19 protein-coding genes and 7 tRNA genes are annotated in these 18,433 nt (G+C 71.9%); 16 read left to right on the forward strand and 10 right to left on the reverse strand.

Annotation, left to right across the window (positions count from 1 at the left end):
- Positions 1–96 precede the first annotated feature (96 nt).
- A complete protein-coding gene (locus tag ACWD5Q_RS09055; protein WP_451426445.1) occupies positions 97–1,404 on the reverse strand; it encodes a serine/threonine-protein kinase in 1,308 nt (435 codons plus the stop codon).
- Between the two features lie 596 nt (positions 1,405–2,000).
- On the opposite strand from ACWD5Q_RS09055, the gene ACWD5Q_RS09060 reads away from it, so the two are divergent.
- The 3 genes from ACWD5Q_RS09060 to ACWD5Q_RS09070 all read left to right on the forward strand — a co-directional run bounded on the left by ACWD5Q_RS09060 (position 2,001) and on the right by ACWD5Q_RS09070 (position 3,885).
- Positions 2,001–2,207 carry a hypothetical protein gene (locus ACWD5Q_RS09060; protein ID WP_451426364.1) on the forward strand — a complete coding sequence of 69 codons (207 nt, stop codon included), beginning with the start codon at positions 2,001–2,003 and terminating at the stop codon, positions 2,205–2,207.
- Positions 2,208–2,585: 378 nt separating this feature from the next.
- Positions 2,586–3,509, forward strand: a complete 924-nt coding sequence (locus ACWD5Q_RS09065) for a phosphotransferase family protein (protein WP_451426365.1) — start codon at positions 2,586–2,588, stop codon at positions 3,507–3,509.
- An 88-nt stretch (positions 3,510–3,597) separates the two neighbouring features.
- Entirely contained in the window at positions 3,598–3,885 is a 288-nt protein-coding gene (locus ACWD5Q_RS09070; RefSeq protein WP_451426366.1) for a TFIIB-type zinc ribbon-containing protein, read from the forward strand.
- A 47-nt stretch (positions 3,886–3,932) separates the two neighbouring features.
- Here the strand turns inward: ACWD5Q_RS09070 and ACWD5Q_RS09075 are convergent.
- From ACWD5Q_RS09075 to ACWD5Q_RS09095, 5 genes are all read right to left on the reverse strand, one after another.
- Positions 3,933–4,004: transfer RNA gene (locus tag ACWD5Q_RS09075), tRNA-Val, on the reverse strand.
- A gap of 43 nt (positions 4,005–4,047) precedes the next feature.
- Positions 4,048–4,119, reverse strand: a tRNA-Val gene (locus ACWD5Q_RS09080).
- Between the two features lie 28 nt (positions 4,120–4,147).
- Positions 4,148–4,219: transfer RNA gene (locus ACWD5Q_RS09085), tRNA-Val, on the reverse strand.
- Between the two features lies 1 nt (position 4,220).
- Positions 4,221–4,294 (reverse strand) — tRNA-Cys (locus tag ACWD5Q_RS09090).
- Positions 4,295–4,333: 39 nt separating this feature from the next.
- Positions 4,334–4,406: transfer RNA gene (locus ACWD5Q_RS09095), tRNA-Gly, on the reverse strand.
- A 176-nt stretch (positions 4,407–4,582) separates the two neighbouring features.
- On the opposite strand from ACWD5Q_RS09095, the gene ACWD5Q_RS09100 reads away from it, so the two are divergent.
- The 3 genes from ACWD5Q_RS09100 (at position 4,583) to ACWD5Q_RS09110 (ending at position 7,481) form a co-directional block, all read left to right on the forward strand.
- Positions 4,583–5,629, forward strand: coding sequence for a chorismate-binding protein (locus ACWD5Q_RS09100; protein ID WP_451426367.1), 1,047 nt, complete (start codon positions 4,583–4,585; stop codon positions 5,627–5,629).
- Between the two features lie 127 nt (positions 5,630–5,756).
- On the forward strand, positions 5,757–6,578 hold the full coding sequence (locus ACWD5Q_RS09105) for an aminotransferase class IV (RefSeq protein ID WP_451426368.1): 822 nt from the start codon (positions 5,757–5,759) through the stop codon (positions 6,576–6,578).
- A gap of 78 nt (positions 6,579–6,656) precedes the next feature.
- Complete coding sequence (locus ACWD5Q_RS09110; protein WP_451426369.1) at positions 6,657–7,481, forward strand: GNAT family N-acetyltransferase; 825 nt, start codon at positions 6,657–6,659, stop codon at positions 7,479–7,481.
- A gap of 27 nt (positions 7,482–7,508) precedes the next feature.
- Here ACWD5Q_RS09110 and ACWD5Q_RS09115 read toward each other — a convergent pair whose 3' ends face one another.
- Positions 7,509–8,033 carry a DsbA family protein gene (locus tag ACWD5Q_RS09115; RefSeq protein ID WP_451426370.1) on the reverse strand — a complete coding sequence of 175 codons (525 nt, stop codon included), beginning with the start codon at positions 8,031–8,033 and terminating at the stop codon, positions 7,509–7,511.
- A 227-nt stretch (positions 8,034–8,260) separates the two neighbouring features.
- Here ACWD5Q_RS09115 and ACWD5Q_RS09120 point away from each other — a divergent pair, with 227 nt between their 5' ends.
- Positions 8,261–8,752 carry a Yip1 family protein gene (locus ACWD5Q_RS09120; RefSeq protein WP_451426371.1) on the forward strand — a complete coding sequence of 164 codons (492 nt, stop codon included), beginning with the start codon at positions 8,261–8,263 and terminating at the stop codon, positions 8,750–8,752.
- Positions 8,753–8,915: 163 nt separating this feature from the next.
- Positions 8,916–9,068: a hypothetical protein gene (locus ACWD5Q_RS09125; protein ID WP_402427321.1), complete on the forward strand. Its 153-nt coding sequence runs from the start codon at positions 8,916–8,918 to the stop codon at positions 9,066–9,068.
- A gap of 237 nt (positions 9,069–9,305) precedes the next feature.
- Here ACWD5Q_RS09125 and ACWD5Q_RS09130 read toward each other — a convergent pair whose 3' ends face one another.
- Positions 9,306–9,863 (reverse strand): CGNR zinc finger domain-containing protein, encoded by a 558-nt coding sequence (locus ACWD5Q_RS09130; RefSeq protein WP_451426372.1) that lies wholly within the window; start codon positions 9,861–9,863, stop codon positions 9,306–9,308.
- Positions 9,864–10,158: 295 nt separating this feature from the next.
- Positions 10,159–10,572: an SsgA family sporulation/cell division regulator gene (locus ACWD5Q_RS09135; protein WP_003959770.1), complete on the reverse strand. Its 414-nt coding sequence runs from the start codon at positions 10,570–10,572 to the stop codon at positions 10,159–10,161.
- Between the two features lie 191 nt (positions 10,573–10,763).
- On the opposite strand from ACWD5Q_RS09135, the gene ACWD5Q_RS09140 reads away from it, so the two are divergent.
- The 4 genes from ACWD5Q_RS09140 (at position 10,764) to ACWD5Q_RS09155 (ending at position 12,485) form a co-directional block, all read left to right on the forward strand.
- Positions 10,764–11,201 carry a TIGR02611 family protein gene (locus tag ACWD5Q_RS09140; protein WP_451426373.1) on the forward strand — a complete coding sequence of 146 codons (438 nt, stop codon included), beginning with the start codon at positions 10,764–10,766 and terminating at the stop codon, positions 11,199–11,201.
- Positions 11,202–11,255: 54 nt separating this feature from the next.
- Positions 11,256–11,327, forward strand: a tRNA-Val gene (locus ACWD5Q_RS09145).
- Positions 11,328–11,927: 600 nt separating this feature from the next.
- Complete coding sequence (locus ACWD5Q_RS09150; RefSeq protein WP_451426374.1) at positions 11,928–12,374, forward strand: SRPBCC family protein; 447 nt, start codon at positions 11,928–11,930, stop codon at positions 12,372–12,374.
- Between the two features lie 39 nt (positions 12,375–12,413).
- Positions 12,414–12,485: transfer RNA gene (locus tag ACWD5Q_RS09155), tRNA-Val, on the forward strand.
- Between the two features lie 87 nt (positions 12,486–12,572).
- On the opposite strand, the gene ACWD5Q_RS09160 is transcribed toward ACWD5Q_RS09155, so the two are convergent.
- Positions 12,573–13,298, reverse strand: coding sequence for an exonuclease domain-containing protein (locus ACWD5Q_RS09160; protein ID WP_451426446.1), 726 nt, complete (start codon positions 13,296–13,298; stop codon positions 12,573–12,575).
- A gap of 169 nt (positions 13,299–13,467) precedes the next feature.
- On the opposite strand from ACWD5Q_RS09160, the gene ACWD5Q_RS09165 reads away from it, so the two are divergent.
- The 4 genes from ACWD5Q_RS09165 to ACWD5Q_RS09180 all read left to right on the forward strand — a co-directional run bounded on the left by ACWD5Q_RS09165 (position 13,468) and on the right by ACWD5Q_RS09180 (position 18,158).
- Complete coding sequence (locus ACWD5Q_RS09165; protein ID WP_451426375.1) at positions 13,468–14,091, forward strand: DUF4365 domain-containing protein; 624 nt, start codon at positions 13,468–13,470, stop codon at positions 14,089–14,091.
- On the forward strand, positions 14,088–15,314 hold the full coding sequence (locus tag ACWD5Q_RS09170) for a hypothetical protein (protein ID WP_451426376.1): 1,227 nt from the start codon (positions 14,088–14,090) through the stop codon (positions 15,312–15,314). Before ACWD5Q_RS09165 ends, ACWD5Q_RS09170 begins: the two co-directional genes overlap by 4 nt.
- A 100-nt stretch (positions 15,315–15,414) precedes the next feature.
- The gene (thrS, locus tag ACWD5Q_RS09175) at positions 15,415–17,391 is read left to right on the forward strand and encodes a threonine--tRNA ligase (protein WP_451426377.1); all 1,977 of its coding nucleotides are present in this window, start codon (positions 15,415–15,417) and stop codon (positions 17,389–17,391) included.
- A 206-nt stretch (positions 17,392–17,597) separates the two neighbouring features.
- Positions 17,598–18,158, forward strand: coding sequence for an HIT family protein (locus ACWD5Q_RS09180; protein ID WP_451426378.1), 561 nt, complete (start codon positions 17,598–17,600; stop codon positions 18,156–18,158).
- Positions 18,159–18,433 lie beyond the last annotated feature (275 nt).

An 18,433-nucleotide genomic window follows, 5' to 3' on the forward strand; every position in this document is an offset into this window, starting at 1 on the left:
CGCGCGGTGGCCACCGGGCGCTCTACCGCTTGGACGGGCCACCGCCGCCCGGTCCCGGACGGGTCAGGAGTCGCCCGGGCGCCGGTGCGGCCGTCCTCAGCCGTTCCGGCTCAGCAGGCTTCGGTACTGCTCGGCCATCGACGGCCCGGACAGGGCGGCGTACGACCACTCGGGCCGTACGTCCTTGCGTACGCGCCCGTCGTCCAGTCCGCGCGCCGGGCCCTGGCAGCCCTGGGCGGCCGCGATGCCCAGCGCCACCAGCAGCGTCACCACCACGAACACGAACAGCCGCTGGCGCAGCAGCCGTGGGTTGGCCGGGCGGCGCCCGGTCCCGGTGGTGCGGGGCGCCGGCCGTCCGGCCCCGCTGCGCGGTGCGGGCCGACCGCCGGAGCGGGTCGTGTTGCGCTGCGCGGGCGTGGGGCGTACCCCGGGACGGGAGCCATTGCTGCGGGGCGGGGGAGTGCCGGGCCCCTGCGGGCGCCGCACGGTGCGCTGTTCGGCGTACTGCTCCGCCAGCCGCCCGGTCGGCCGGTCCGGCTCACCGCGCTGGGCGGGCGGTCTCACATCCGTGAGACCCTGCGCCTCCCGGGTCGCGATCTCCTTGAGCCGGAGGGAGAGTTGAAGCGTGCTGGGCCGTTCCTCGGGGTCCTTCGCCAGACAGGCGCGGACGAGCGGGGCGAGCGCGTCCGGCACCCCGTGCAACTGGGGCTCCTCGTGCACCACGCGATAGAGCATCACCTCGGAACTGCCGTGCCCGAAGGGGGAGTCGCCGGTGGCCGCGTACGCCAGCGTGGCCCCGAGCGAGAACACGTCCGTGGCCGGGGTCACGGCGGCCCCGCGCACCTGCTCGGGAGCGAGGAAGCCGGGCGACCCGACGGCCGTGCCGACGTGAGTGAGCGTCGAGGCGCCCGTCGCCCACGCGATGCCGAAGTCGATGATCCGCGGCCCCTTGGGGGACAGCAGGATGTTGGACGGCTTGAGGTCGCGGTGGACGACCCCGGCCTCGTGCACCGCCACCAGGCCCTCGGACAGGGCGGCACCCACGGCGGCCGCGTCGGCGGCCGTGAGGGGTCCTTCCTCGGCGACCTTGTCGTGCAGGGAGGGACCGGGCACATACTGCGTGGCGAACCAGGGACGGTCCGTCTCGAGGTCGGCGGCCACAAGACGCGCCGTGCACCCACCGCGAATCCGCCGCGCCGCCGAGACCTCACGCGCGAACCGCGACCGAAACTCCTGATCCTCCGCCAGGTCCGGCCGGATCACCTTCAAGGCGACCCGCTGGCCCCGCTTGTCGGAGCCCAGGTAGACGACGCCCATCCCGCCCGCGCCGAGCCGCCGGTGAAGTCTGTACGAGCCGACGACACGCGGGTCCTCACGCCTCAGGCGCATCATCGCCATGTCCATCCCCGCTGCCCGGTCCGTCTGACGAGCCACAGCTTACGTTTCCACGGCCACGTCCGCGCAGAGGCCGCGCCCTCTCGGTCCGATCGATTGTCCGTGCGGGGCGGGAAACGTGAAAGCCGGTCAGGAGAGTCGTGAACGGAGCGGTCGCAAGCGCCGTTCATGATCCCAACCGGCGGTCGGTGCAGGGGGATTGGATTCGTGAGGAAGGATCATGCCGGTACGGCCGTGGCCCCGACGCGCAGCTACGCGGTGGTGACCGACGGTGCGGACCGCCGGGGGGCGGCCGCGGTGCGCGGGGGAGGTGCGGAAGTGAGCGAAGTCACGCGGTGAGGGCCACGAGGTGTGCGGAGCGGACGGGGCACGCCGGGGGCCCCTCCGGGAAGACCCTGAGACCTAGGACCACATCTCCACCCAGAGGAGTACGCCGCAGGTCATCGCTCATCCTCCGGGAGGCCCGGCAATCAATACGAGGGCATGACGACCCCAGGGCGTCCGGAGCCTAGATTTGAGGTCAGGCGGCGGGTGGAGCACTCGTCCCCCGAGGTCAGACACCCGCCGCCGCCAACGAGGACAGCACCACGGTCAGGGGAGGGGCCATGGCCCACACGGCACCGCGGACAGTGATCCGCACGCGGGGACGCAGGGCGTACGCCGCGCTCGGCACCCGCCGCCCGGGCCGCCGCCACCCGCTGGTGGCGACCGCGATGGTCCTCCCCCTGGCGGCCCTGCTCGTGTACGCCTTCGGCGGCTGGGAGGCAGTGGTCACACAAGCGTCGTCCGTGGGCGTGATGCTGGGGCGCTGAGCGGCGCCCCGGGCCCGGAAGAGCGGTCCGGGCGGGGACATCCACCCATGAAACCCCGTGGGGACGGGGGTGCGGCGGACGGCACAGACGCCCGCGCAGCTGGGGAGCTGCGCGGGCGTTGTACTTGGCGGGGCACCCCTGCCCGCAGTGGTAGGAACCGTGCTCGTGGCGGGCGCACCCGTCGACCGCGGGGCGGCGGATCCCGGCCCTGCGCGGCCGGAGAAACGCCGGGCACCAGCCGGGACATCGGCCCGGTGCCGCAGCGCCGGGCGCCCGCCACAGGATGGGCCCGTACCGGAGTACCAGGCCCCCTTCCCTCTACGGCCTCCCCCCGGCCCGTACGCTTCGAGACAGCCGTCCGCACACCCCAGGGGACCCGTGAACGCACTGCTGGCCGCGCTGGCCGCGACCGCGCATGCCGCGGCGCATCCTGTCGGCGGGACCTGCCGCTGCGCGATCGCGGGCGCGGTCCTGGCGGAGCGCGACGACGACGCAGCCGTCGTCCGCCATGGCGACACCGTCGCCAAGGCCCACACCCCCGGCACCGACCCCGCCGGACTCTCCCGCCGGCTCGCCACCGCCACCCGGCTGCCCGGGATCCTCCTGGCGCCCCTCCGGCCGGCCCCCGCCCCGGTCCACGACCGTCTCGTCACCTTCTGGCCGTACGGCACCCCGGTCGATCCCGGCACCCCCGAGGCCGCTCCCTGGGAGGCGTCGGCCACGCTTCTCGCCCGGCTGCACCGCGCCCCCGCTCCCGCCGGGCTGCCGCCCATGCGCGGCCCCGCCAAGGCCGCCCGCGCCATCGGGCGGCTGCGCGCGGCCGGCTCCCACTCCGCCGCCGAGCCCGTCCTGCGCGCCTGGGCCGCCCTCCCGGCCTGGGCCCGTGCACAGGCTCCCGCGCCCGCAGCGCGGACCCTGTGCCACGGCGATCTCCACCTCGGCCAGCTCGTACGCCACCCCGCGGACACCGGCGGGTGGCTCCTCATCGACGTCGACGACCTCGGCGTGGGCGACCCGGCCTGGGACCTGGCCCGCCCGGCCGCCTGGTACGCCTGCGGTCTGCTCCCGCCCGACGAGTGGTCCCGCTTCCTGGCCGCGTACCGGGAGGAAGGCGGTCCGGCCGTTCCCTCCGCCGGCGACCCCTGGCCCGTGCTCGACGTCCCCGCCCGCGCCCTCACCGTCCAGACCGCGGCCCTGGCCATCGCCAAGTCCGCCGCCGCGGAACGCCCCTTGGACGAGGTGGAGCGGGCGGTTGTCGACGCCTGTGTCCGAATGAGTACGATTCCGCCCGGGTTGGCGTAAGGAGTGCCCAGTAGGCTGCAACCGATCGGTTACCGGCCGAGTCCCTTCCTGGCGAAGGGTCACCGAAGTGCGAGGAGTTGAGCAGACCATGCAGTGTCCGAAGTGCCATGCGCCGATGCACACGTACAACCGCAACGGCGTCCAGATCGAGCAGTGTAGCGGCTGCCGCGGCATCTTCCTCGACTACGGGGAACTGGAGGCCCTGACCCGTCTGGAGTCCCAGTGGGCCCAGCCGGCTCCGCCGCCCCCGCCCGCCCCGGCCGCCTACCCCGCGGCTCCCGCCTGGGGTGCCCCGCACGGCGGTCACCAGGGGGACCACGGTCACCACGGCCACCACCGCCACAAGAGCTTCGGCCATATGCTGTTCTCCAGCTGAGCCCGCGAAGAAGCCCCCCGGCCGCAGGGCCGGGGGGCTTCGGTGTGTGGACGATACTGGGATTGAACCAGTGACCTCTTCCGTGTCAGGGAAGCGCTCTCCCGCTGAGCTAATCGTCCTGGGGACCGCGACCGCTCCGGGGAGACGGTCGGGGGTGCTGCGTGCGCGATACTGGGATTGAACCAGTGACCTCTTCCGTGTCAGGGAAGCGCTCTCCCGCTGAGCTAATCGCGCCGGTGGGACATCCGCTGCCGGAGTCCAGTGGACGATACTGGGATTGAACCAGTGACCTCTTCCGTGTCAGGGAAGCGCTCTCCCGCTGAGCTAATCGTCCTTGGAGGTGGAGACGGGATTTGAACCCGTGTAGACGGCTTTGCAGGCCGTTGCCTCGCCTCTCGGCCACTCCACCAGGAGTGCAGGGGCTCGGGAAGATCCCCTGGTTCCTTCGAGCGGACGACGAGGCTCGAACTCGCGACCTCAACCTTGGCAAGGTTGCGCTCTACCAACTGAGCTACGTCCGCTTGTCTTTTCGGACCGCTCCCGCGGCCCGGCGACGTGTTGAACTCTAGCGGATTCCCCGGCCAGCACAAAAACGCGTTTGCGCAGCGTGCTGCGCTGCGCCTGGTCACGGACATGGTCAGGGCCCCTCGGGGACATGCGTGGGCCACCTCCGGGACACCGCCATAGACTCGGCTGTGTGTCCGACCTCCCTCCTCTCGCGCGTTTCGGTGACCGCGTCGCCACCGGTCTCCTCGATGTCACCAGTGATCCCGCGGCCCTCGACTCCACCGGTTTCTGGGCCGTCTGCGCGGCCTACGAGGGGCGTCTGACCTGCGCCCGCTTCGCGGACGTACGACAGGAGCCGGTGCCCGCGCCCCGGCCCGGGAGGTGGCGGGGCCCGACGGTCGGTGACTGGACGTCCTCGCTCGACCGCGCCGCGTACACGGCCGGTGTGCGCAGGATCCGCGAGGAGATAGCGACCGGGGAGGTGTACCAGGTGAACCTGTGCCGCGTGCTCTCCGCGCCGATCGCGCCCGACGCCGACGTGGACGCCCTGACCTCCGTGCTGGCCCGGGGCAACCCGGCACCGTATGCAGGAACGATTCGTCTGCCGCGGCACGGAGTGGAGACCGCCACGGCGTCCCCGGAACTGTTTCTGCGCCGCGAGGGCCGCTCTGTCGCATCCGGCCCGATCAAGGGCACCGCGCGGACCGAGGCGGAACTCCTGGACAAGGACTACGCCGAGAACGTGATGATCGTGGACCTGGTGCGCAACGACCTCGGGCGTGTCTGCACCACGGGCAGTGTGACCGTCCCGGACCTCTGCGCCGTCGAGAAGCACCCCGGTCTGGTCCATCTCGTCTCCACCGTCCGCGGTGAGCTGCGCACGGACGCGGGCTGGCCGGAGCTGCTCGCCGCCACGTTCCCGGCCGGGTCGATCACCGGCGCCCCCAAGTCCAGTGCCCTGCGGATCATCGACGCCCTGGAGACCGCACCCCGCGGCCCCTACTGCGGCGGCATCGGCTGGGTCGACGCGGACCGGGGCGTGGGTGAGCTGGCCGTCGGTATCCGCACGTTCTGGATCGACCGGACCGCCGGGGACGCCCCCGTGCTGCGCTTCGGCGCGGGCGCGGGCATCACCTGGGGCTCCGACCCCGAGGGGGAATGGCACGAGACCGAACTGAAGGCCGCCAGGCTGCTCGCGGTAGCGTCGGGGCAGTACCAGGACACGGGACCGGCATGAGCCACCTCCCGTGCCGTGCCCATCCGGGGGACGGCGCATCCGTGCGCGGCGTGGTCGCGGGCCGGACTCCCGGCCGCATCCCAGCGTCGGACGACGCTTCCGCCACCATCTTGCGAGGTAAAGACCAGTGAAGCTCTGGCTCGACGGCGGGCTGCAGGACATCGACGCCGCCCGCGTCTCCGTCTTCGACCACGGACTGACCGTCGGCGACGGCATCTTCGAGACCGTCAAAGCCACCGACGGCCGGCCGTTCGCGCTCACCCGCCACCTCGACCGGCTCACCCGCTCGGCGCGCGGCCTGGGTCTGCCCGACCCCGACCTCGACGAGGTCCGCCGCGCCTGCGCCGCCGTCCTGGAGGCCAACCCGATGCCGCTCGGGCGCCTGCGCATCACCTACACCGGTGGTTACGGTCCGCTGGGCTCCGACCGGGGCGAGCAGGGCCCGACCCTCGTGGTCGCCCTCGGCGAGACCACCCGGCGTCCCGACTCCACCGCCGTGATCACCGTGCCGTGGACCCGCAACGAACGCGGCGCGCTGGCCGGCCTCAAGACCACCTCGTACGCGGAGAACGTCGTCGCTCTCGCCCGGGCTTCCGAACAGGGCGCCTCCGAGGCGCTGTTCGCCAACACCGTCGGACGGCTCTGCGAGGGCACCGGCTCGAACGTCTTCGTCGTCCTCGGCGGCGAGATCCACACCCCGCCGCTCGCCTCCGGCGCTCTCGCGGGCATCACCCGCGCGCTCACCGTCGAGTGGGCCGGGGCCAGGGAGACCGATCTGCCGCTGGACGTGCTGGAGCGCGCGGACGAGATCTTCCTGACGTCCACGCTGCGGGACGTCCAGGCCGTGCACCGGGTGGACGGCCGTGAACTGCCGGGCGCGCCGGGACCGGTGACCGCCAAGGCCATGCGGATCTTCACCGAGCGGTCCGGCGACGACCTCGACCCCTGACAGCCGGGACTGCCCGGTCCCCGGCAGCCGGGGATATTCGGCTGACCCGCGGCCCGGCAGCGGGTAGAACAATCCTTGATGACCACGACCCTGCGGCCGGACGAGCCGCTTCGACAGCATGCGGACGGAACGCGTTCACGGCGCTACCACGTGTGTGTGAACGGCCGTCCGGTGGGCGCCCTGCGGCTGTCCACGCACCCCGAGTACGGGCCCACCGTGGCGCGGCTCGAAGACCTGCGGATCGAGGAACCGGACCGCGGGAGGGGCCGGGGCACCGTGGCCGCGCTCGCCGCCGAGGAGGTGGTGCGGGGCTGGGGCTGTGCGCGCATCGAGGTGTCGGTGTCCGGGGGCACCGAGGCGGCCCTCGGGTTCCTGACGGCGCTCGGGTACGTCCCGCGCAACCGGAACATGGCCAAGAGCCTGGCCTCCGCCCCGCCCCGGCTGCCCGCCGGCAGCGCCGCCCGGCCCATGACCGAGGCGGAGTACGGGCCGTGGCTCGCCCACGACCGGGACGGCTTCGTACGCGACCTGGTCGAGCGAGGGGTGCCGGAGAGCCAGGCCCGCGTCAAGGCGGACCGGGGCTACGCCCGATTCCTGCCGGACGGCCTGGCGAGCGAGAACACCCTCATCAGCGTGCTGGAGCAGGAGGGGAATCCGGTCGGCAGCCTGTGGCTCGGGCTGTGGCCCGAGTCGGCGTTCGTGCTCGGCGTCGACGTCCGCCCGCAGGAGCGGCGCCGCGGCCACGGCCGCACGCTCATGGCACTGGCGGAGGCGCAGGCGGCCGGGGCCGGCAGGGACCTCATCGAACTCAATGTCTTCGCGGGCAACACGCCGGCCGAACGGCTCTACGCCTCACTGGGGTACGAGACGACCGCGTCCCATCTGTACAAGGAACTGGTCTGAGGTCTGCACGAGGAACCCGGTCCGGGCTCACGCCTGCTGCTCGGCCAGCAGCCGGTCCGCGATCTCCTCGATGCGCCCGCGCAGCCCCTCCTGGCTCTGGCCACCGTCCAGGCGCTCGCCGCCGATGACATACGTCGGGGTGCCGGTGACGCCGATCGCCTTGCCCTCGGCCTGGTCGGCGTCGACGACGAGGATGTGCCGGCCGTCGATCAGCGCGGTGTCGAACTCCTCGGCGTCCAGGCCGAGTTCACGCGCCACCTCGATCAGGAACGGCTCCCCCTTCAGCCCCAGCTCCTCGACCCGGCCGAGCACCGCCTCGACGTACGGCCAGCCCTGCCCCTGCTCCAGCGCCTCCTCGGCGGCCTGCGCGGCGGCGAAGGCGTGCTGGTGCTTGGCCAGCGGGAAGTGCCGCAGCCGCAGTTCCAGCCGGTCGCCGTAGCGGGCACGCAGCGCGCGGAGGTCCTCGAGGGCCCCGTGGCAGTCGGGGCACTGGAGTTCGCACCAGATGTCGAGGACGGGTGCGGCGGCGGGTGCGGGGGAGGAGTCGCTCATGGTCACCAGTCTTCCAGCCCCCGGGACCATGCCCAAACGGAACCCCGGGGCGCGGGGCGGAGCCGGGCCGGGGACCGGCGGGGCCTGTGCGGCCGGCGGGGGGCGCGGGAGAGGGGGGCCCGTGCGGTCAGGGGTGGAGGCGCGTCCGCTCCCTGAGGAGGAGACGACCCGGAGATGTCCCTGAGGTCCGCTCGGACCGTGGCACAGGGGGCGCGGGACGGTGCAGGATGGAAGGGGCGAAACGACCCCACCCGACCGAGCAGTGCCTGGAGGACCGGATGATCGCCGAGACAGTTTGTTCCGCCGTCTCCGCGGCCGGCCTGGGCGTCGCGGCCGTCGCGGCCTACCGCAAGCGCTTCCTCGCGGCCGTCCGCATCGCCGCGTACGCGCTCGTGCCCGTCGGCCTGGTCATGACCGGTGTCGTCGGCTGGCTGGTCCACACCGCGTTCAGCCCCCTGGCCTGGGCGGGCTTCGGTGTCCTCGGTGTCGCCTGGCTTCTCTTCCTGACGACCCGCGCCGTGGAGCGCCGCAGCGGCGGGCGCAAGGAGCGCAGAGCGGACCGGGGCGCGCGGCGCGAGGCGGTCGCCCCCTCCTCCTCCGAGCCGGCCCTCGGCCCCGGGACCCGCCCGGCGGCCCGGCCCGCGGGCGGCCCCCGCAGGAGCGATTCCGCCGACGACTTCAGCGATATCGAGGCCATCCTCAAGAAGCACGGCATATGAGGGAATGGCACGACACGGTGGTCGGATGGCGAGCGCGCGACGATCACGAGAGGCCACGCCGAGATCAACTTCGGTCCCGGTGTAGCGGATATAGGCGAACTCCCTGACATTACGGGCGTGTTGATCGCGGAGCGGGCGGGGGCTGCGTCATCATCGCCGCGAGATGCTGGACAGAACCCAGAGCGACACCGGTGTTCCTCCCGAGGAGCGCCGGGGTTGTCTCTTCGCGCTTTCCCAGCCACCGCTGATGATCTTCCTTGCGGTGATCGGCTGCCTGCTGCTCATGGCATCGCTGCACGACCTGCTGCTGCTCTGAGCCGTACGCGGAGCCCCTGGCGCCACCCGCCGAGGGCTCCGTCAGCCCCGCCACGGGACGGGCCGGAGGGGTCCATGTCCAGCCATGTCCGCGCTCGCGGAGAGTAGCGGAGCCGAAATTTCCGCCAGCCTCGGCTTCGACGGCCCCGGTGACCCCGGTGACCCCGAGGGTGCCAGTGGTCCCGCGGCCGCTTCCGGCCGGCCGCGAGCGCGCCGATGCCCGGCGGCCGGGCTCGGCTCAGCCCGCCGCCTCCTTGCGGCGTGCCCGGTACGCCGCCACATGCAGGCGGTTTCCGCAGGTGCGGCTGTCGCAGTAGCGGCGGGAGCGGTTGCGGGAGAGGTCGACGAACGCACGCCGGCAGTCGGGTGCCTCGCAGTGCCGCAGCCGCTCCTGCTCCCCGGCCACCACGAAGAACGCCAGGGCCATCCCGCAGTCCGCGGCGATGTGGTCGGCGACGGAGGCGCCGGGCGCGAAATAGTGCACGTGCCAGTCGTAGCCGTCGTGATCGGTGAGCTGGGGCGTGGTGCCGGCGGCCGCCACCAGTTCGTTGATCAGTCCGGCCGCGGTCCGGGCGTCGGGTGCGGCGAAGACCGTGGCGAGCCGCACGCGGATCCTGCGCACCGCCGCGAGGTCGATCTCCGACAGCACACCGACATCGCTCAGATCGTGCTCGCGTGCGAAACGGTCGAGGGTGGCGACGTCCGGAAGCCCGTCGGTGTCGTCGCCCTCGGGTGTGGTGTTCACCAGATCCACCACGAGGTCGAGCGCGCACCGGGTGTCGTGGGTGATCAGCACGTGTCGCTCCCTGGCCTGGGGGGTCGGGCGGACGCCCGCCGATGCTGGCCGAGCCTAGCGGCTCAGCGCCGCCGTGGGGCCGTCACGGTCCAAGCCGTGGCGTCGGTTGACTCCCGTGGCGCCCGGTGGAACATGTGGGCGACGGCATGCGGTCGGATCGTCACTCTGTGTGCGCACGCCTGGGCGCCGCCTCCACGAGGGCTCGCGGTGACGGCGCCTGGGTGTGCCGTATGCGGTTGTCCCGGCCCGAGTCGTCTCCCCGAGTGGACGGCGCCGGGCGGCTACGGATCGTGCGCTAGCTCTCCGCCAGGATGTGGGAGAGTTCCGTGTCGAGATCGAAGTGGCGGTGCTCCGTGCCCGGCGGCACGGCTGCGTCCGTCCGCTTCAGGAACGACTCCAGTGCCCGCGCCGGGGCCTCGAGCAGGGCCTCGCCCTCCGGGGAGCTCAGGGCGATGCATACGACGCCCTGACCGTGACTACGGGACGGCCAGACGCGGACGTCGCCGGTTCCGGTGGGCCGGTGCAGGCCCTCGGCGAGGAGGTCGCGGGCGAACACCCACTCGACGGTCTCCTCGGCTCCGGTATGGAAGGTGGCGTGCACGGCGTAGGGATCGGCCGTGTCATACCGCAGTCCTGCGGGAACAGGCAGTGAGGACTCGCTCGACACAACGAGGCGCAGGTGCAGCTCGCAGCTGACCGTGGTGTTCATAAGCGCCAGGGCCTTTCGCTCAGTGTGCGCTCGGGGATTCGCACGTCGGCGAAATCGACATGCCACCTACGGTGCCGTTGTAAACCCCTCTGAGTGTTTTGCCTGTCTTTACGTAGCTCATCCGGCCGAGACACAGTTCAGGCGGTACGTCCATTCCGGTGACCAGTTTCTCTCGGGTAGGCTTTGGTCATATGAATACGGGGAGTGACGAGCGGGGTGAGAGTGTCGCGTCCGAGGAGCGACCGAGGCCCGAGCGGGCCCTGGGCTCCCGGGCCCCGGAATTCATCCGGGAGCGCCGGGCCCTGCATCTGAGCTGGCAGGTGGGCGTCTTCGTGGCCGGCCTCGCGGTGGTCGGCGCGGGCGTGATCATGCTTCCGCTGCCCGGGCCGGGCTGGCTGGTGATCTTCGCGGGTCTGGCGCTCTGGGCGACGGAGTTCGTCTGGGCCCAACTGGTGCTCCGCTGGACCAAGCGGAAGGTCACCGAGGCGGCCCAGCGGGCACTCGACCCGAGGGTGCGCCGCCGGAACGTCGCCCTGACGGCGGCGGGCGTGGTGATCGCCGCGACCCTTGTCGGGGTCTACGTCTGGAAGTTCGGCCTCGCGACGCCGTGGAACATCAGGGAGGAGTGACCCGGCCCCTGGTCGGAGGCACCCCTGACATGGGGTAATGTTCTTCCTGCGCCCGGGCGATTAGCTCAGCGGGAGAGCGCTTCGTTCACACCGAAGAGGTCACTGGTTCGATCCCAGTATCGCCCACAGCATCAAGGGTGGCGGATGTTCGCGGACAGCGCGAGCGCCCGCCGCCCTTGTCGTGCGCATGCAGTTGCTGCGCTCGTACGCGCTCACTCCCGCCGGCCGACGGTCTCCGACCGGCCTCATCGGGCCGTGTGCCGGCAAACGCTTTCCCGAATCGATTCACGCCCGTCGGCGCACTGCCGCGAGGATGGCCACGATCCGCTGCGTCCGGTGGGGTGCCGTCGCGCGCGAAGAGGATCGATCAGTTCGTCGAGATCTTCGAAAAGAAGTACCCGAAGGCCGAGGTGAAGAGGGACTTCCGGTATTGCGCGGCCTTTTGGAAGAAGTCCCGGGCCGGTCGGCCTGCGGAAATCCCCCAGACGTATTCCACAAGCCGCCGGATTCCTTCGGGAGTGCGGCGGAAGAGGCGTTCCGCCCGTCCTCAAGTCCGCGTGGGCACCAGGAATGTGATGGTGGCTGTTCCCGGATCACTCGCGGCCGACGGGGAGCGCCGCCGCACGGGCGACGGCGCTCGCACCCGCAAGTGTGGTCCGCCGCGCGGCCTATGGCATGAGTAGGTGTACTCAGTCACCGGGGGCGGTCCATGGGCAGACTCTGCCCATGGACCGCAACCACTACCGCTTCCGCAGCCTGTGGCCGCTGCCCGCGCCCCCCGCCGCCGTGTACGCGGCGCTGGAGCGTGCCGAGAACTACCCGCAATGGTGGCGCCAGGTGCGGGAGGTGATCCGGCTCGACGACACCACCGAGATCGTCCGGGTCCGCTCGCTGCTGCCGTACGACCTCACCTTCACCGCGCGGGAGGTGCGGCGCGATCCCGCGGCCGGGGTCCTTCAGGCCGCGCTCTCCGGCGACCTCGAGGGCTGGGCCCGCTGGACGGTCACGGCGGCCGCCTCCGGCACCCTCGCCCGCTACGACCAGGAGGTCGAGGTCACCAAGCCGTTGCTCAGGCGCTGGGCCCTGCCGGGGCGGCCCGTCTTCCGCGCGAACCACTGGCTCATGATGCGGGCCGGACGGCGGGGGCTGCGCGCGCACCTGCGAGCGGTTTGAACGAACCCGCACCGGACCTGTATTGTTCACTGCGTTCCCGGGCGATTAGCTCAGTGGGAGAGCGCTTCGTTCACACCGAAGAGGCCACTGGTTCGAACCCAGTATCGCCCACCCGGAGAAGACCGGTCCGTCGTCGACGGACCGGTCTTTCGTATGCCGGGGTGCCGGGGGAGCAGCCCCTCACCCCGTGGGCCCGGGTCAGGCGGCCGCCGGCAGCTCCGGGCGTAGCGGCCAGGACGGGTCGACCACCTCCTCCGTGCCGCTGCGCGCGAACCACGCCTGCAGCCCCCGCGCCTGCGCCGCATGCCACCCCGTCTGCAGGGTGTGCAGCTCGACCGGCGTCAGCCGCTCCAGGCGGGCCGCGTAACGGCGCCCGAGCGCCCGTACGACCTCCAGCGCGGCCAGCGCGTCCGCCCCCGCGTCATGCGCCCCCTCCAGCGTGACGCCGTAGTGCGCGCACAGGTCGGTGAGGGTGCGGCGGCCCTTGCGGTAGCGGTCCAGATGTTTGTCGAGGACCCGCGGGTCGAGCACGCACAGTGGCTGCGACGCGAACCAGCGGTCCAGCGAGGAGGCGCGGTGGCGGCGCAACTCCCGGTCCAGGAGCGTCAGATCGAACGGCGCGTTCATCACCACCAGCGGCCGTCCCAGCGCGGCCTGTTCGCCCAGTTCCCGGGCTATCTCCTCCATCACCGGCGACGGCCAGCGGCCGTTGCGCTGCAGATGTTCCTCCGTCAGCCCGTGCACCGCCGTCGCCTCCGCGGGCACCGGCACGCCCGGGTTCACCAGCCACCGGCTCACCCTCGGCCGGGTGCCCGGTGCGTTCTGGACGACGACGGCGGCCGACACGATCCGGTCGGTCTCGACGTCCACGCCCGTTGTCTCCGTGTCGAACGCGGCCAGGGGGCCCTCGTACCAGCACGCCATACCCATTCAACTCCTTGTTCACCTTCGTCAGTTGACATACCGTCTTCTGCCTGTTTGGTGATACCCGGGCTGTTTGCGGCGTACGCCGGAAGGACACAACAGCAGTACGGGTCTTTGCAGTTCAGCGGACCCGTCACGGGGATCGGCCCGACAGGGAAGGCTGTTGGTCATGGCGATAGCGCAGCCCGAGCGGGGCGGGCTGCTGCCCGAACGCACGGGCCCCCTTCGCGGCACACTCGCCACCACCGCCTGCATGGAGACATTGCAGGTGGGATATCTGCACGCGGTCGCCGCGGCGGCCGGCTGCTCGCTGTCACAGCCCTTTCCGGACAACGGCATCGACTGGCACGTCAGCCACAGCTCCCCCGGCCACACCGTCGACGACGAGGTCACCATCAAGGTGCAGCTCAAGTGCACCTACCAGATTCCGCCGAACGTGCCCACCCGTCTCCCACCACCACCCTCGACGGAGGGGGCCGCGCCCCCGCCTCGCCAGATGCGCCCCTCCTTCTCCTTCACGCTCGACAACGAGCACCTGGCGAAGCTGGCCCGCACCCCCGTCTCCGTGCACAAGATCCTCGTCGTGATGATCGTGCCCCGGTCCCAGGAGCAGTGGCTGCGGGCCGGCCACGACCGCCTCGACCTGCGGCACTGCTGCTACTGGATCAATTTGGCCGGGCATCCGATCACAGGCCGGCACCGCACCACCGTGCGCATCCCCACCACGCGCATCTTCGACGACCGTGCCCTGTGCGAGATCATGACCCGGGTCGGAACGGGAGGCATACCGTGACCCACCGTCCCCTCGACGAGCCCCTCCGCGCCGTCCGGCCGCACCCGGCGGAACCGCCGTGGAACCAGCCGCCCGCAGCGGAGCAGGTCGATCCCGCCGTGCTCGGCGCCCTGCTGCGCCGGCACGGGTGGCAGCGCCGCGGCGGCGCCCCCGGGCGCTACGGCCGGTGGACGCCGCCCGGTCCGGGCGGCTCCGGTACCAGCCTGCTGGTACCGGAGAGCCGGGCCTTCCCCGACAGCGACGACCTGCTCGGCGAGGCCCTTCTCGCCCTCTCCCGCAGCGGCTCGCCCTCCGCCCGTGACGTGCTGGTCGGGCTTTCCGTGCCCAGCGACGAGATCCACTGGTGGCGGGACGTGCCCACGGGGCCCGTGGGCACCGCGCCCTGGGGAGTCGAGGACGAGCTGCGCTCCGCCGCCCGCGGCGTGCTGCTGGCCGGCGCGCTCGCCACCCGCGCGCGTGCGGGCTACTACGGCGCCCGGCACCGCAGGCCCGCCGCCGCGGCCCTGGAGGACGTGCTGGTCGGCGCCGCCCCCGGGGGCCGCCGGCTCACCGCCTTCGTGCCCGTCGCCACCGGCCGGCCGCTCGCGGTACGTCTGCACCAGGCGCTGTACGCGGCCCGGGAGGCCGTCGACTACCACCGCGCCACCGGGGGCATGGACGCCTTCGACGCCGCCGTCGAGGCGGGCGTGAGCCGGGAGCTGACCGAGGCCCTTGTCGCCCTGGTGCGCGGCTCCGAGGGCGCCCGCGTCGCCATCGCGTGGGCACCCTCGGCGGGCGTGCCCGAGGGGGGTGCGCCGCCCGCCGAGCCGGTCGAGTTCTCGCCGGGCGACCTGCCCGTCCTGCGCGAGGCCGGGGCCCGCTTTCTGCGCGAGGAGCCGTCCGTGCCGGTGCGGATCACCGGCGCCGTCGTACGCCTGCGCCGGTCGGCGCCGCGCGGTGCGGGGACGGTACGGCTGCGGGTCATCGCCGGGGCCGAGGTGGCGCACCTGCGGATGACCCTGGACGAGGAGGCGTACCGGATCGCCGGCCACGCCCATCTCGTCGGGCTGCCGGTACGGGTGCACGGGCGGCTGGAGAGCCGGGGTGGCTTCCGGCGCCTGGTGGACGCGTCCGGGGTGGCCCCTGTACAGGTGGACGAGGCCGAGCGGGACCGGCTGATGAAGTCGCTCCAGGAGAACACGAAGGACGCGGACTTCTTCGAGGAGGGGTGCGACGGGGACTGACCACGACCGTTTCGCGGAGGGCGGCCGTGGGTCGGTACGATCCCAGTCATGCGCGCGCTCCAGGTATGGCGCCGCATCCACCAGCAGTCAGGAGAGACCGGTGTCAGACGTCCGTGTGATCATCCAACGCGATTCCGAGCGGGAAGAGCGCGTGGTGACGACGGGCACTACGGCCGCCGACCTCTTCGCCGGCGAGCGCTCGATCATCGCCGCGCGCGTCGCGGGCGAACTGAAGGACCTCGCGTACGAGGTGAAGGACGGCGAGACCGTCGAAGCCGTCGAGATCTCCTCCCAGGACGGTCTGGGCATCCTGCGCCACTCCACCGCGCATGTGCTGGCGCAGGCCGTGCAGGAGATCTTCCCCGAGGCCAAGCTGGGCATCGGCCCGCCGGTCAAGGACGGCTTCTACTACGACTTCGACGTCGCGCGGCCGTTCACGCCCGAGGATCTCAAGGCCGTCGAGAAGAAGATGCAGGAGATCCAGAAGCGCGGCCAGCGCTTCTCCCGCCGTGTCGTCACCGACGAGGCCGCCCGCGAGGAGATGGCGGACGAGCCGTACAAGCTGGAGCTGATCGGCCTCAAGGGCTCGGCGTCCAGCGAGGACGGCGCGGACGTCGAGGTCGGCGCCGGCGAGCTGACGATCTACGACAACCTGGACGCCAAGACCGGCGAGCTGTGCTGGAAGGACCTCTGCCGCGGTCCCCACCTGCCCTCGACCCGTCTGATCCCGGCGTTCAAGCTGATGCGCAACGCGGCCGCCTACTGGCGCGGCAGCGAGAAGAACCCGATGCTCCAGCGCATCTACGGCACGGCCTGGCCGTCCAAGGACGAGCTGAAGGAGTACCTGGACTTCCTGGCCGAGGCCGAGAAGCGCGACCACCGCAAGCTGGGCAGCGAGCTGGACCTGTTCTCCATCCCGGAGCAGATCGGCTCCGGCCTCGCCGTCTTCCACCCCAAGGGCGGCATCGTCCGCCGTGTGATGGAGGACTACTCGCGGCGCCGCCACGAGGAAGAGGGCTACGAGTTCGTCTACACCCCGCACGCGACGAAGGGGAAGCTCTTCGAGACCTCGGGCCACCTGGACTGGTACGCCGACGGCATGTACCCGCCCATGCAGCTCGACGAGGGCGTGGACTACTACCTCAAGCCCATGAACTGCCCGATGCACAACCTGATCTTCGACGCGCGCGGCCGCTCCTACCGCGAACTGCCGCTGCGCCTGTTCGAGTTCGGGACCGTGTACCGGTACGAGAAGTCGGGTGTGGTGCACGGCCTGACCCGGGCCCGCGGCTTCACCCAGGACGACGCGCACATCTACTGCACGCGCGAGCAGATGGCCGACGAGCTCGACAAGACGCTCACCTTCGTGCTGAACCTGCTGCGCGACTACGGCCTGACCGACTTCTACCTGGAGCTGTCCACCAAGGACCCGGAGAAGTACGTCGGCTCCGACGAGGCCTGGGCCGAGGCCACCGAGACCCTCCGCCAGGTCGCCGAGAAGCAGGGCCTGCCGCTGGTCCCGGACCCGGGCGGCGCCGCCTTCTACGGCCCGAAGATCTCCGTCCAGGCCAAGGACGCGATCGGCCGCACCTGGCAGATGTCGACGGTTCAGCTGGACTTCAACCTGCCGGAGCGCTTCGACCTGGAGTACACGGCCGCCGACGGCTCCAAGCAGCGCCCGGTGATGATCCACCGTGCCCTCTTCGGCTCCATCGAGCGGTTCTTCGCGGTGCTGCTGGAGCACTACGCGGGTGCCTTCCCGGCGTGGCTGGCGCCGGTCCAGGCCATCGGCATCCCGATCGGTGACGCGCACGTCGAGTACCTGCACGGGTTCGCCGAGGCCGCCCGGAAGAAGGGCCTGCGCGTCGAGGTCGACTCCTCCTCGGACCGTATGCAGAAGAAGATCCGCAACGCCCAGAAGCAGAAGGTGCCCTTCATGGTCATCGCGGGCGACGAGGACATGTCGAACGGATCGGTGTCCTTCCGCTACCGGGACGGCTCGCAGGAGAACGCCATCCCGTTCGACGAGGCCATCGCGAAGATCGTGAAGGTCGTCGAGGAGCGGGCACAGGTCTGATCCGCACGTCCAAGGCGTACGTCTGACCCGTACGCGAGGTGAGGGCCCCCGGGGAGTTCAGCGCCCCAGGGGCCCTCGTCGTCCTCCCCGCGGTTCGTTCTCCCCTTCGCTGACGCGGTGGTCCTCCAAGCCCACTGCCCGGCCCGTCACCGCTTCGGACCGTTGTGTCCGAGCCCCGCCGACACGCCGTGAACGAGCGAAGCCATATGCTGCACTTCATGACGAGTGAGCCGGAGCAGCAGATCGGAGTGGGGACGCAGGACGCGTTCCAGCGCCTGTGGACGCCCCATCGGATGGCCTACATCCAGGGCGAGAACAAGCCGAGCGGTCCGGGGGCCGACGACGGCTGCCCGTTCTGCGCCATTCCGGCCAAGTCCGACGAGGACGGGCTGATCGTCAAGCGCGGCGAGCAGGTGTACGCGGTCCTCAACTTGTACCCGTACAACGGCGGCCACCTGATGGTCGTGCCCTACCGCCACGTCGCCGACTACACCGATCTCACGGAGCCGGAGACCGCGGAGCTGGCCGAGCTGACCAAGCAGGCGATGACCGCTCTGCGCCAGGCCTCCGGGGCCCAGGGCTTCAACATCGGCATGAACCAGGGCGCGGTGGCCGGCGCCGGCATCGCCGCCCATCTGCACCAGCACGTCGTGCCGCGCTGGGGCGGAGACACGAACTTCATGCCGGTGGTCGGCCACACGAAGGTGCTGCCGCAGCTGCTGGCCGACACCCGCACGATGCTGGCGGAGGCCTGGCCGACCGCGTAGGGCGGGGGAACACGGCCCGTCCGGTGCTCCGGGGCCCTCGAGCCCGGAGCACCGAGAGCGCCGGAAACGGCACCCGGGGGCACCAGCCCCGGGTCCGGCCGCGCCGCCCGGTCGTCCGGCCGAGGCCGGACGACCTCGGGTGCTGGTTCTAGTGCCCAGGCGCGACGCTCGCCCCGTCGCGTCGACGCCCTCCTGCGCCTCGCGGCCGGCCGCGCCGGGTCCCGCTCACCCGGGGCCGACCAGGCGTCGTGGCCCGGCTGCTCCCTGATCCGCCG

The organism is Streptomyces sp. NPDC002513 (assembly GCF_053595355.1).